A 13,101-nucleotide genomic window follows, 5' to 3' on the forward strand; every position below is an offset into this window, starting at 1 on the left:
GTGGAGTAGAAGTATTGTATAAGCCAAATTTTAATCGAAAATTTCTTGTCATCCCTATACCAGAAGCAGACGAATTTATTCTGAGTTTTTTAAACCGTATAAAAATGGCTAATGCTTATCCTTCACTAAATTCTGTCATAAAAACAATTTTTGAAAAAAAGATAAATATTATCAATATAGTCAAAGGGAATTTTGATAAGTCAGTTTTTTACAAATTTACAGATTTAGTAGAAGATGATATAAATAAATTGTGTCTAACTGACCAAAATAATTTCTATATAGTTAGTTGTCTCTTAATTTGTCCATATTGTATTAAGCAGCAAAATTATGTTTCACTTAATGGATACAGAAAAAATGTTATATGTCCTACTCATTCCATTCCATATATAAGTAGGTGTCCCCACTGTAATAAATTGTTAGATTGGGATGCCGAAAAAATTGAAATATGCAAATTCTGCAAGACTTATGTTTATTCAAATATTAGTGATTATATTATTGAATATGGTGAAAAAATAAGCCATAGTGATATATTTGTAATTTATAATGATTTTTTAAATTTAAAAGGTTTATCACCTAGCAGAAGTGAGCAGTATAGTTTAAATAATTTACATAAAGGATTAAAAAGGTCTATTGATTTTTTAATACAACCAGATCCATTTGTGATCAAAGAATTTAGAGAGTTATTTATAACAACCGATATTAGATTCCCTAATTATAAAACAGTTAGATATGAATTTTTCTTATTAGTGTTTAGAATAGTTGGATTGATAAATAGTATTTCTTTAGTTGGTGTGAAAATTAGAGAAAGTCTTTCTAATATTGTGGGATTTGAATTGGTTGACAATATTACCAATAATTACGATAAAGAGTTATATAAATTTTTAAATTATTACAATGGAAGTTATGGTCAAAGAGAAGTTGATTTAAATATTAAAAAAATATTGAACACAACTGATGATGTTTCAGATTTGGTAATTAATAAGTATTTTGAAAAATATGATAAAGATAATAATATTAAATTAGAGGATTTTATTCATTTTTGTAAAAGTTTATCTAAAAATTTAAGCTTTGAAGATGTTAAGGATGAATTTATTTTTCTTCATAATTTTCCACCAAGCAAGCAATTGGAGTTGCTTGATAAAATATTTTATGGACCTACTTTTTTATATAATTTTAATTATAAAGAAGTTTTGATGGGAGTTAAAATCAAAAAAAAAGATTTAAATTTAGTTGAAAAAAACTATTAGAATTCATGAATATATATTATCTAACTCTAATCTATATACAGTGTGCTTCCACGTTGATTGGGGTGCAGTTCAGTTTCTAATTTAATACGTTGCGTTTCACCACCAGATAGTTCAGTCGCTGGTTGCCCTAAACGTAAATAACCAAATCCAATTTCCTTTAACAATTGTAGTGAACGAGCAATCGAGATCTCTCCATCAAAAAAATCACGTGCTTCATTGACAGTCATTCCTAATACTTCAGCAATATTACGTCCATTCCAGCGAATTTTCAGAGTGTCATTATTGTATCGAGCACCATGACATGAATAGCCACTGATCCTATTTATATGGAATTTTCTTTAGATTAGCTAAAGCTTGTAAGTTACTTTAAACTCATATGACCAGTAATTATTGATAGAAAAATGATCACACCAAGGCATCCTATCATGCCCGTAATGAAGAAAATTGTTCTAAAAATAAAGCCATAAGTAATAATTTTATTGAAGAAAAGCTTATCTTTATTATCTCTTTCAAGATTAGCTTCTTCATTACAAAAAATTCCAATATCAATCGCAGAGTTTCTTTCTAACTTTTTAAAAACAGACTCAGACTGTTTTATTAGGAATGATGTACGTTGGTCTAGCTTCCAAAATATAATTGAAACAACAATCGACAATATACTTAGAAAAATTCCGACATAAGCAAAATTTTTAGATGTCTGTAAAATTACACCTATAGCTGTACCTAATCCAGCCATAATAAAAAGGTAATAATTAAACATTGTAATTCTTTGATTTGAGTGCAATTCAAAGTATTTCCATGCATGTTCAACAGCTTGTTCAGAGTTGATTTTGTTGGTCATATTATTTGTACCAGAAAAGAAGCATATTATAAACAGATTAATTAACTAAGAGTCTAATTTTATTGAATAAACTAATCTGAACAATTCAGCTTGGTATTGAGCATCATGTAAAGCATCATGGTCACCTTTCAAACTAGGCTGTACATATCTATCTATTGAACTTGACTTTGTGTCATACCAACAACATTTGGTAGCGCCCATGAAAAGAGCTTTTATATCTATGGCTGTAATACCAAATGGATTCCTATTAAGATATTTTAAGAAATAATAATTAATAAAAGACCAATCAAATGGTGCATTAAGCCCTACAAATACTGGTGTAGAATCTTCAGGGATATTTTTAATAATCCAATTTTCAAAATTAGACATTGCCTCAGTTGGAGGAAGTCCATCTTTACATGCTTGCTCTAAAGTTATACCCGAAACTTTTAAGGCTTCTTCAATTGCTTTATCACTAATTGGTTGGAGCATTATTGTAAACTCAACCTCAGGTTGATATACCAAACATGCTCCTATAGTGAGCATACTATGTTCACCAACAATTGGACCTGCTGTTTCAATATCAACAGAAATATAAATTTCTTTCTTGCTCATTTTATGCTCCTTCCAATTATAATTCTTTATCCCACCATTATTGGTGAAGGCTTAAGTTTGCTCAGCGCTTGATGAAAATGTGCAATTGTTAATTTTGAATCAGGAAAGGCTAAGGAAACTGCTGTTGGATACAAACGAGTCCGAATGTCTGAATAAGTCCAACCTGGTTCTTCTCCCTGAGGAGCAGTAGCATTTACTAATTCAGCAATATCATCTCCTGAAAACTCTACATCAAATAGATCTTTACTAAAAAGTTCATGGCGCTCTTGATTTGATGGACGAGTAAACTCTTCAACAATAGCAGCTCTACGTAAAACAGCAGCATCTAAAGCAGCTAATCTATTTGTACATAAAATCGCAAAAATACGTCCTCCATGTTTTCTTAAATCATCAATTGCTTGAATTAAGGTATTAACACCTACCTTATCTTCATGATGACTGTGCTCTTGACTCCGTGATGCCCCAAGAGAATCCCCCTCATCAATAATAAGAAAAGCTCGACCATTTCCACTTCCAATTGACCTAGTTATTTCATCAAATGCTTGTGAAATAAGGGTACCCATTTCACCAACCTTCCCAGTTCCTCTAACTTTATTACTTAGCTTAAATAGCAAAGCATCTTCAATTTTTGCATCACGAGCTAATCTGTTAGCAATAGCTTCGGCATTTGCAGTTTTACCTGTACCAACATCACCATAAAAAATGGCTAAAGGATACTGATCAGCAAGTAAATCAATAACCGCTAGTTTTTTTCCATGTTTTTCTTTACTCCAATGTTCTAACTCATCAGCTTGGAGCAAAAGTTGAACTTGTTTCTTGATACGTAAATATCTCGCCTCAAAACCTAATAAACTATTGCCTAAATCATCAAGTTGCTTAATTGGTAAATCTGCTTTAACTTCAAAAACTGTTGAATTACTCATGAGTAATCGCTCCTATTTGCCCCAAAACCATTGCTGCTATAACCCCGATTTCCAGATCCTGTTAGGTTACTATGAGTGGTACTTGCTGTAGTTGATACCCAATTTATTTCAAATGATAATTTAGAAACATTAGCTGATTCTTTAAAGTAAGAATCAGTATATGACAATATTATTCGTACCCATCCGTCTGGTGTGTGAGGCCACATCACTCCACCGGGTCTTTCTGTTCCAGATGCATCTTCAGTTTGAAATACGTATTGAACAGCTTTTTTTTCTGAACCATTAGAAGACATTAAGGTTACATCAACTTGAGATAAGTAGTTATTTTTTGCTAATAACTCAATATCATGAGCATATTGTTTAGCTTTATCTTCAGTCATCGCCCTTGTACTACTAGCGATCATAATTAAATCTGCTTTAATACTTCGTACGACTTTTTCAACATCAGCTACGGTATAAGTACTCGAATAAGTACTAGAGTATGATGAACTCATGCTTTAATCCTTAATTTTAAATTTATTACCAAAAATTTCTTTCCAAATGTCATTATCATCCTCTACTGATGCATAGTTAGCAGTTTCCCATGCTTGTAAGGCTATTCTGACGATTTGTTTTTTCTCTTCCGATGTTATTCGGGAGGCTACATTATTTTCATGATTCGCAGGATCAATAATAACCACAGGATCAGAAAAATATTTCTGTCCCTTAGCTGAGTTCTCAGGGAAATCAATTCGCTCATTTAATTCGCTTTGTGCTATGAACCCTAAGAACTCTCTAAAACGTTGTTCAATATTCTGTGTTGGCCCATCACGATCTTGTAAATAAGCTATTATCAACTCTAGATGAAAAGATTTGAGACCTGGAGGGCAGGCAAAATTTTTCCATCGTTTTGCCATACGAACTAAAGTACGGTAATGCTTATCTGAATTTTTTCTTTCACGTATAAATTGAATATGACAAGGAGCACATGTTAGATTTTTCTCTTTAGTTTTTAGATCATATTGCCAACCATGATTTGGTTCTTGAGCATCTTGAATTACAGGGACGACATCAACGCTTAAACCACTTTTAGCAAAAGTTACAGTGGCTGCTCTACGTTGAATCTCGAAATCTTCAACTGCTTTAGTTGGATAAATTTTTGTGAGCAATTTGAAAATTAAATCATTAAGATTATCTAATGTGGTGTCATCAACATTTTTATCACTTATATAGAAAACAACATCGACATCTATTGGGTCATCCACTGTTTTCTTTAAAATTGTATACTTAGCAAAGGAACCAGCCTTAACAACTTTTGCTATTTTTAAGTCAGAATTTTCGGTAATATGTTTACGTAATTCTGATATTAAATTATCTACTTGCGCATGATATTCTTTACGCTTATTGAATAGCCACCAAAATTCTAGACACATATAACCATCTTTTGATGGGTCTTTTCATAATCTAATGGAGAACGTTGACCATTAGAACCATGTCTTCGTTTTGAATTATAGAACATCTCAATATATTCAAAGATATCGGATCGTGCTTCAGCTCTAGATGAATAAATTTTCTTCTTGATCTTCTCTCGCTTTAGTAGTTGAAAGAAGCTCTCGGCAACAGCATTATCATGACAATTTCCTCGTCTGCTCATACTGCTTTCAAGATTATGTTGTTCGAGAAATGTCCGCCATTCATAGCTAGTGTATTGGCTACCTTGATCAGAATGAATCAGCACTTTGTTCTCTGGTTTTCTTCGCCACAAAGCCATCAATAATGCATCTAAAACTAGTTCTGTAGTCATTCTTGATTTCATAGACCAGCCAACCACAAGGCGTGAGAATAAATCAATCACTACCGCAAGATATAACCATCCCTCATGAGTACGAATATAAGTAATATCAGTAACCCATAAACGGTTGGGATGAGCTGGGTTAAACTGCCGATCTAACGTATTTGCAGCAACGACAGATGGAATACCTGCATGAACTCTAGGTTTACGATAACCACGCTGTGATTTTAGGCCATTCGCTTTCATGAGTCGGTGTACTCGATTAATTCCGCAACTTTCACCAACATCTTTCAAATCACAGTAAATCTTACGATAACCATAAACTCCACCAGATTCCAACCAAAACTGTTTAATGAGACCTACAAGCTGTTCCTGTCTCTTAGAAGTCTTACTATAGGGACGCTTCAACCAAGCGTAATAGCCGCTGTGATGGACATCTAAAGTTGAACATAAGCGACGGATCGACCAGATACGCTGGTTGTCCTGAATAAAGGCGTACCTCATTTGGACTGGCTTGCGAAGTACACCGCGGCCTTTTTTAGAATGTCCCTTTCTTCGGTAACTCGTTGCAGTTCTTTTTTTAGCTTTGCTAGTTCTACACTTGGATCATTAGATTCTGTGATATTAGGCTGCTGCGGATCATAACGCTTAATCCAAGCATATAGGCTATGCGTGGTTGTACCTAAACGTGAGGCAACTTCAGCCACACTATGACCTTTCTCAGTCACTTGTTTTACTGCTTCAATTTTGAATTCTTCAGGGTATCGTTTGCTACTGCTCATAAGCACCTCGTTTATTAGCCATTTTATCTAACTAAAAGGTGTCTACAAAATTAGTGGCTATTCATTTAGTTATACTAATGTGTCATAAGGAAGAAGAATTTATTTTGGGGCTGTAGTAGATTAGAAGTGTGATAGTCTACTTTTATGAAGATAGCTAGATGTAAATTAAGTAGAAAAACTCAAAAAATAACTATTTAAATTCTTCATATGGAATATTTAATGACCGATTTACTGTTTTATTGGACAAAATGCAGACTGATTTGCTGCGTTCTGTGAAATGAAAAACATGCCCTAGGCTTTCAAATGTCAGTGAAAATTTTCAACTCACATTTGAAAAATTCTGTAGCGTTAAAAAACTATGTCATTTCTCTAAATAACTAAAAAACCAAATAACATAACTATGGCAAATACTCTTAACTTTAAATTAACAATTGAAAGCTTCTTTGAAATATTGAAATCGGAGGCTTTCACGGTGAAAAGTTTCAGTTAGTTGATGAGTTTGAGAAAAGTGTACAAGAGTATATTCACTATTATAATAATGAGAGAATCAAGGTTAAGTTACAGGGATTGTCTCCTGTACAGTATAGAAATCAGTTTCTAAAAATCACTTAATTCACTGTATAACTTTATGGGGGGAGATCATCCTACCATAGAAAAAAAGGGATATGAGAGGATTCCCACACTCAATTTATATTCAAAAATATAAATGTCATGTTCTAGATGAATACGGTCTGCTAAAACCGACTGGCAATGTAGACCAGCGAGCCCATATTAATTTTATCCAGCGATTTAGTCAATTTTAGCAACACTAAAATCTGGACGATCAGTTTGGAATAAACGAATTTATTCTAAGTGGTTGATTTTTCCCATTAGACCCAATTAATCCAATCGATTGGCTTATTTTGATTTTATGGATGGGTCTAAAATGAATTTTTCTTCTTTAGTAAAAAAACAATAAAATAAATCAATAAATTTCCCAACCACACCTTTAAATATTCGGTCTAATCAAATTGACATAATCATGTGAACTATGATTCAGAATGGATTTCTTATTTTATAAACACATTCAATACAGCTTCTAGTGATATCCAATGATCCTAGCCAAATAATTAGACAGCGGTTCCCTCTAAATTTTTCAAATATTCTTTTTCAAAAGCTTCGGGACTAACCCAGCCATTTGCAGAATGTCGTCTGATTCGATTGTAATAAACCTCAATATATTCGAACAAGTCCTTATTTGCCTCTTTTCGCGTTTTAAATACACTGCCATGCACGATATGTACTTTTAATGTGTGAAAGAAGCTTTCAGTGACGGTATTATCCCAACAGTTGCCTCGTCGTGACATACTTTGAATGGCTCTATTGGCAGCTAACAAGTCTCTGTAGTCATGACTGCCGTACTGGCTGCCTTGATCAGAATGAACCATTACTCCACGAGGATAACCTTGACGCGCCATCGCATAATTAAACGCATCACAGACTAAGTGACGATCAATATGTTTGCTAGTCTGCCAACCAACGATGCGGCGACTAAATAGATCCAACATGACGCATAAATATAGCCAGCCATGCTGAGTCCAAATATAGGTGATATCGGTAGTCCATACCTTATTTGGTCTCGATACTTTAAACTGACGGTCCAATAAATTTGGTGCTGCTGATAAGCGATCTGCTGGGTCAATTTTATACTTGAATTTACGGGATATTTTACTGCGCAACCCCAGAGTACGTAACATTCTACCTACCGTTCTTTCACTCAAACAATAGCCCTTATCACGCATATCATGGACCAATGATGGGGCACCTAGACGTGCGTGATGCTGCCAATAAAGTAACTGTAAATCATTGAGTTGCTTCTCGCATCTAGGTGTTCGTTTCAACCACGCATAATAGCCCGATCGACTCACACCAATGCAATCACAAGCTGAAGCAACAGTAACCATTTCAGGCGCTATTCCTTTGATTAACGTGTACTTCTCTTGGCATCCTCGGTGAGAAAGTACACATGCGCTTTTTTTAGTATCTCATTCGCCTCACGGAGTCGCTTATTCTCTTTTTCAAGGTCTAGAATGCGCTGCTGCTCAGGTGTTAATTGACGTTTACTGGAGCCTGCTTCGCTAGATTGACGAATCCATTTATCTAGTGTTGAGTAACCGATACCAAGTTTATTGGCTAGTGCGGCTATCGATTCACTTGAGTTCGCTAAGGCGTAATCAATCGCTTGTTGTTTAAATTCCGGACTAAAGCGTTTAGCCATTTTTACATCTCCAAAGATTAAAATTAAACTATCTTTAGAGGGACCGATTGTCCAGTATCTTGGCTAGGATCAGTCCGATTATAGCGTTCAATATACGCATTCTGCTGTGGCTTACCCGGTTGAATATATTCAATACGAATACCGTGCTCAGTAGCCCAGCGCACAAATTCGTGACTGATAAATTCGGGACCATTATCGCATCGGATCACTAACGGTTTTTCTCTCCACTCCAGCAATTGATTCAACGTACGAATAACCCTGATTGTGGGCAATGAGAACCCTGCTTCAATGGCTTGTCATCGCTGAGTTTGGCTTGATAGCGGTAGCAGGTTTCACTAATGCCAAATGCTTTACAAGCCAAACGAATACTAATGGCATGCTAGGCAACTGCCTGTTGTGCCATCTTACGCCGGCAAGATGGCTTTACCACTTTTTTGCCATCGCTTCCTGGATGATTTCGGCCTTTAATCGCTCTTCCGCATACATCTTTTTAAGTCTGGTATTTTCGGCTTCTAGCTCTTTCAGTCGAGCCATTAATGATGTATCCATACCACCATATTTGGCACGCCATTTATAAAAGGTAGCATTACTCATGCCGTGTTTACGGCAAAGGGTCGCTACAGGTGTGCCAGATTCTGCCTGTTTCAAGATGGACATGATCTGACTGTCAGTAAATTTAGATGTTTTCATGCAGAATCTCCTGCTCGTATCTTAAGAGAAAATTCTACTTTTAGATCCTATTATTTTTAGGGGGGATTACCACACCAAATGATACGAAAATCACTTGCACACTTCATGATTTTAGTAATAAAGAGTATTTAATAATAGGCGACAGAAAAGACGAAATCGAAACCCAAATTGAAAACTTTAAAGAAAATATAGACAGTGATTTATTAAAGAGACGAGCACCCTTATATACTTTAGCTCAAGTAATTCATGAACATATTTTCTTACAATAGGTGGCTATCTTCAGTTAGTTAGATGTACAAAATTTGGTTGTAAAGTAATGGCCCTAATGAGAGAAGATAGTACAGCAACTTATATTGGTTATAAATTAAATAATTTTACTAACAATCAAATGGTAATCCCTAGTTATGGGAATTTTGCACTTAGCCCTTCAATCATGGTTTACCCTAATGAAAATGATGCTATGACGTACAGATAGAATTTATAAATTTAGGGGCTACTAGATAAACCTAAATATTTGTCCAAATGTGTAGTGTTTCTAACTATCCTTTTGGACTGCCATAGCTGTTAGGAGTAATTTTCCAGTTAATAATTTAAAAATGTATTGTTGTTTTGAAAATTCTATTTTTGCTAGTTCTTCATAAAGCATGTTGTTTTACCATTTTCTAAATTTATATAATTATGAATTACGTTATTTTTGTAGAGCTCTGCTTAGTATGAACTATTTGTTTTATGTACTAATATTCCGTTTTTTAATTTTATAAGTACCTGATCTAGCATTTTTTTTGGTTAGCTTAGGGTTGACTCCAAATATTTTTTAATTAAGACGGGAGGACTATTAGGAGCCTTGCTCCATATTGCATCATTCTCCACATAAAGTACTGTGTTGATACGTGCATTCTCAATAAAACTTTTACAAAGTTCCCTAACTGCTGCGGTAGCTATATCACTTTCATCCTCTAAGCTGTTAATTTTCATATCTAAAACCTTATTTTGATTAAATTTGGTTAGGCTGGCGAATAACATAATAGCTATTTTAGCCTAATGTCTTATAAAAATAGTGAATTAAATAAAAATCTTTTTGGATAAAAGTAGTTTTGAAGAATATATATGAGTGCTTAATTGATTTTTTGAAATATTTACTTCAAGTAATTGAATACATTGAGTATAAAAATGACAACTTATGTGTCGTTGATTGCTGACATTCTTTGTCATTTAAAGCCTTAAGCTATTGATTATTAGACTGCAGAAATGGCAACTTATATGCCGCATGACGACTAAGCTAAGCTATTCTAATATTCACATTTCCCTTATAGATTCTGCTATGACCTTGATTGCATTTCTTGATTTAGAAGTTGATCCAGAGACTCAAAGTATTTTGGATATCGGTTGTATCACCAGTAATCAAAATAAATTTCATAAGAATTCTAGCCATGAATTAGAAAATTTCATAAAAGATGCAAATTATGTGTGTGGGCATAATTTTATAGCACATGATTTTAAATATTTACAAGCAACACTTGCTAAGGTGTCGATCAATCAGCAGCAAGTTATTGACACCTTATTATTATCAGCATTGTTATTTCCTGCTCGACCATACCATGCATTAAATAAGGATTACAAAACTCAGTTTGAATCTTCTAATTCACCTTTAAATGATGCCATCATTACACGAGATTTATTTTACAGTGAAATACAGGTTTTCTCAGAGCTAGATATAGCTTTACAAAATATCTTTTATTTACTCCTTAAAAATCAATCTGGTTTTCAGGCATTTTTTAATTATTTAGTATTCAAACCAGTCAATGATGATCTTTTTGTCTTGATCTATGAACTTTTCTCTCAGGATATTTGTGAACAGAAAGTGGGTATTATGATCGCTTTAGAATGAATCCTGACCTGGATGAAGTGGCAAAAGACCCTGCTGCTGGCAATATTGATTTTTTCCGTAAGATTCCTAAAAAACTGGTTGAGTCGAGAGTGGGTAAGGTATGGGCACCCAATTTTTATTACCGTACAGCCAATGTTCAAGTCCTGATGCTGACTCCAATTGAACAGCTCAGGAAAAAACTGCCTGCACCACCCCAGCCCTACAGCATGTGAAATCTGAATCGCGTATGACTGAGGCCACCATGTTGCATCAGGTGGATGGTGTGTGGCACCAAACGCTGGTGCAGTCCAATGTGCTGTCATTTGCCCAGAAGCTGTTGCCAAGAAAAGTTAAACTGGTTCGTCATGGTGGGCCTTTAAGTCAGTTGCTGGATGAGCTTGGTGCCTCTACCATTCTTCGTCTAGATGTGATTCAGGATGCTCAGGTGGTACTGAATTTACCAAAACCCTTAAGAAAAAATCCATAAGTTTTCAAACTATGCCTCAACGCATATCACAAGGAAAATAATTTATGAAATGTATTACTTTTAACGGTGCTGGTCAGGAAAAAGTATGGCCCCTGATTTCCAAAGGGAAGCTAAAGCCTTTGCTATATAAATCATTTGAGCTTGAGGAAGCCCGTCAGGCACATGAATTTCTACAGAAAGGCGAGCATGTGGGTAAACTGGTCCTGATTGTTAAGAAATGACAGCTATTTATGATATGAGAAGTTAAGAAGTTTAATTCTAACTTCTCAAGGTTCAAGCTTCGTCATTACATTCGAATAATCGTCCAAACTTTTAGCACTTATTCTGAGTCAAAATATTAAATCCCATACGTGGTCCAAATGTAGCCAATGTTGGTATCAATCCTTTGATCGGTTTAGGCTGTTGACCGTGACCAATACGACGAAATTGAGCTGCATGCCAAGCCAATTGTAGATAAGCATCTATTGGCTTGTATCCAACCGTAGGAATGTTGACTGGTTCCTGTACCGATTTTCCTGCAAATAACTGTTTTGCCAAATCTGTTTGCAAAGCAAATGGGCGTGCCAAACCAATCAAGTCAACCGTTCCATCCGCAACAATACGGTTCATAAAATCAACATGGCGTAATCCACCTGTGAGCATCAGTGGTAATTTACTCATCTTACGCAATGCGGTTGCATAATCAACAAAATAAGCATCTCGTTGCGTCTGCCGCTCTGGTGCATAGCCCAACTGTGCAGGAGATTCATAATTACCACCAGATATTTCAAGTAAATCGATACTTTCCGCCTCTAATGCCAGTGCAACCTGCAATGACTCTTCCTGACTCAAGCCACCTTTTTGGAAATCAGCCGAGTTTAGTTTTACACTCAATATTTTGTTTTTTCCGATCGCTTGACGTACCGCACGGACAGTTTCAATTAAAAAGCGTCGGCGATTTTCTGGATTTCCACCCCACTGATCGGTACGAATATTTGATAAGGGAGATAAAAACTGTGATAACAGGTATCCATGTGCAGCATGAATTTGAACGCCGTCAAAACCAGCCTTTACAGCCAATCCAGCAGTATTTGCAAAACGTTGAACTTGTTCCAGAATTTCGGACTCACTCATGGCACGTGGCATACGAATTACACTCATCAGTGGCAAATCCAGCCCAACTGCTGAGGGTGCGATTGGTTTTTTTAGCAGCGGCAGTACAGCAACTCGACCTGGATGATTAATCTGCATAATAATCTTACCACCATTTAACCGAGCGGCTTGTGCCCATTCTGCATTTGCCTGCAAAAATTGTTCATCTTCCAACACGACATTTCTCGGTTCTACAAATGCACGATGGTCAACCATCACATTCCCCGTAATTAAAAGCCCTGCCCCGCCCCGCGCCCATGCAGCATAAAGTTTCTGTAAAGCAATTGTTGGAGATCCATGACGATCAGCCAATTGCTCACTCATTGCTGATTTCGCAATACGATTGGGAATGGTGATACCGCAAGGCAATTTCAGCGGTTGTTGCAAAGGACTTGCTAAACTGGTTTGTAATTTTTTCATTAGAAGATACCTATTTGCATAATGGTTTAAATTTAAATAATTTGAAATTTCAGCTTTAATTGTTTCATCATCACTCGATTGTCGTGCTGCC

Annotated in this window: 10 protein-coding genes and 6 pseudogenes; 5 read left to right on the forward strand and 11 right to left on the reverse strand. The window is 35.4% G+C overall.

What is annotated here, in order from left to right; genetic code table 11:
* Positions 1–14: 14 nt before the first annotated feature.
* The gene (locus QLH32_RS01770; RefSeq protein ID WP_283267799.1) at positions 15–1,247 is read left to right on the forward strand and encodes a hypothetical protein; all 1,233 of its coding nucleotides are present in this window, start codon (positions 15–17) and stop codon (positions 1,245–1,247) included.
* A 32-nt stretch (positions 1,248–1,279) separates the two neighbouring features.
* On the opposite strand, the pseudogene QLH32_RS01775 reads toward QLH32_RS01770, so the two are convergent.
* From QLH32_RS01775 to QLH32_RS01805, 7 genes and pseudogenes are all read right to left on the reverse strand, one after another.
* Positions 1,280–1,552 (reverse strand): annotated as a pseudogene (locus QLH32_RS01775) (excinuclease ABC subunit A); the annotation flags it as partial.
* A gap of 56 nt (positions 1,553–1,608) precedes the next feature.
* Positions 1,609–2,088, reverse strand: a complete 480-nt coding sequence (locus tag QLH32_RS01780) for a RipA family octameric membrane protein (RefSeq protein ID WP_283267800.1) — start codon at positions 2,086–2,088, stop codon at positions 1,609–1,611.
* Between the two features lie 45 nt (positions 2,089–2,133).
* A complete protein-coding gene (locus QLH32_RS01785) occupies positions 2,134–2,682 on the reverse strand; it encodes a 3'-5' exonuclease (protein ID WP_198080450.1) in 549 nt (182 codons plus the stop codon).
* Between the two features lie 26 nt (positions 2,683–2,708).
* Positions 2,709–3,605 (reverse strand): AAA family ATPase, encoded by an 897-nt coding sequence (locus QLH32_RS01790; protein ID WP_198080451.1) that lies wholly within the window; start codon positions 3,603–3,605, stop codon positions 2,709–2,711.
* Positions 3,602–4,099 carry an HORMA-1 domain-containing protein gene (locus tag QLH32_RS01795; protein WP_198080452.1) on the reverse strand — a complete coding sequence of 166 codons (498 nt, stop codon included), beginning with the start codon at positions 4,097–4,099 and terminating at the stop codon, positions 3,602–3,604. The genes QLH32_RS01790 and QLH32_RS01795 overlap by 4 nt, the downstream gene beginning before the upstream one ends.
* 3 nt (positions 4,100–4,102) lie before the next feature.
* Entirely contained in the window at positions 4,103–5,017 is a 915-nt protein-coding gene (locus QLH32_RS01800) for a CBASS oligonucleotide cyclase (protein WP_283267802.1), read from the reverse strand.
* Positions 5,008–6,158 (reverse strand): IS3 family transposase gene (locus QLH32_RS01805; RefSeq protein ID WP_432442295.1). Its coding sequence is split into 2 segments (ribosomal slippage): positions 5,008–5,918 and positions 5,918–6,158, totalling 1,152 coding nucleotides; the frame shifts between segments, so codons are not numbered across the junction. Before QLH32_RS01805 ends, QLH32_RS01800 begins: the two co-directional genes overlap by 10 nt.
* Before the next feature lie 430 nt (positions 6,159–6,588).
* Between QLH32_RS01805 and QLH32_RS01810 the strand changes: the two are divergent.
* Positions 6,589–6,770: pseudogene (locus tag QLH32_RS01810) on the forward strand (IS3 family transposase); the annotation flags it as partial.
* Positions 6,771–7,267: 497 nt separating this feature from the next.
* On the opposite strand, the gene QLH32_RS01815 reads toward QLH32_RS01810, so the two are convergent.
* The 3 genes and pseudogenes from QLH32_RS01815 to QLH32_RS01825 form a co-directional block, all read right to left on the reverse strand.
* A protein-coding gene (locus tag QLH32_RS01815; RefSeq protein WP_283267805.1) for an IS3 family transposase occupies positions 7,268–8,415 on the reverse strand; the annotation gives its coding sequence in 2 pieces (ribosomal slippage) (positions 7,268–8,178 and positions 8,178–8,415; 1,149 coding nt in all).
* Positions 8,416–8,486: 71 nt separating this feature from the next.
* Positions 8,487–9,105: pseudogene (locus tag QLH32_RS01820) on the reverse strand (transposase); the annotation flags it as partial.
* A 727-nt stretch (positions 9,106–9,832) separates the two neighbouring features.
* Positions 9,833–10,080: pseudogene (locus QLH32_RS01825) on the reverse strand (hypothetical protein).
* A 346-nt stretch (positions 10,081–10,426) separates the two neighbouring features.
* Between QLH32_RS01825 and QLH32_RS01830 the strand changes: the two are divergent.
* The 3 genes and pseudogenes from QLH32_RS01830 to QLH32_RS01845 form a co-directional block, all read left to right on the forward strand.
* Positions 10,427–10,993 (forward strand): PolC-type DNA polymerase III domain-containing protein, encoded by a 567-nt coding sequence (locus QLH32_RS01830; protein WP_283267807.1) that lies wholly within the window; start codon positions 10,427–10,429, stop codon positions 10,991–10,993.
* Positions 10,963–11,459: pseudogene (locus QLH32_RS19840) on the forward strand (acetoacetate decarboxylase); the annotation flags it as partial. The gene QLH32_RS01830 and the pseudogene QLH32_RS19840, both read left to right, overlap by 31 nt.
* A gap of 74 nt (positions 11,460–11,533) precedes the next feature.
* Positions 11,534–11,680, forward strand: a pseudogene (locus tag QLH32_RS01845) (zinc-binding dehydrogenase); the annotation flags it as partial.
* Positions 11,681–11,771: 91 nt separating this feature from the next.
* Here the strand turns inward: QLH32_RS01845 and QLH32_RS01850 are convergent.
* Entirely contained in the window at positions 11,772–13,010 is a 1,239-nt protein-coding gene (locus QLH32_RS01850) for an NADH:flavin oxidoreductase/NADH oxidase family protein (RefSeq protein ID WP_283267811.1), read from the reverse strand.
* Between the last annotated feature and the right edge of the window lie 91 nt (positions 13,011–13,101).

It is taken from the genome of Acinetobacter corruptisaponis, from assembly GCF_030053775.1.
Taxonomy (GTDB): Bacteria; Pseudomonadota; Gammaproteobacteria; order Pseudomonadales; family Moraxellaceae; genus Acinetobacter; species Acinetobacter corruptisaponis.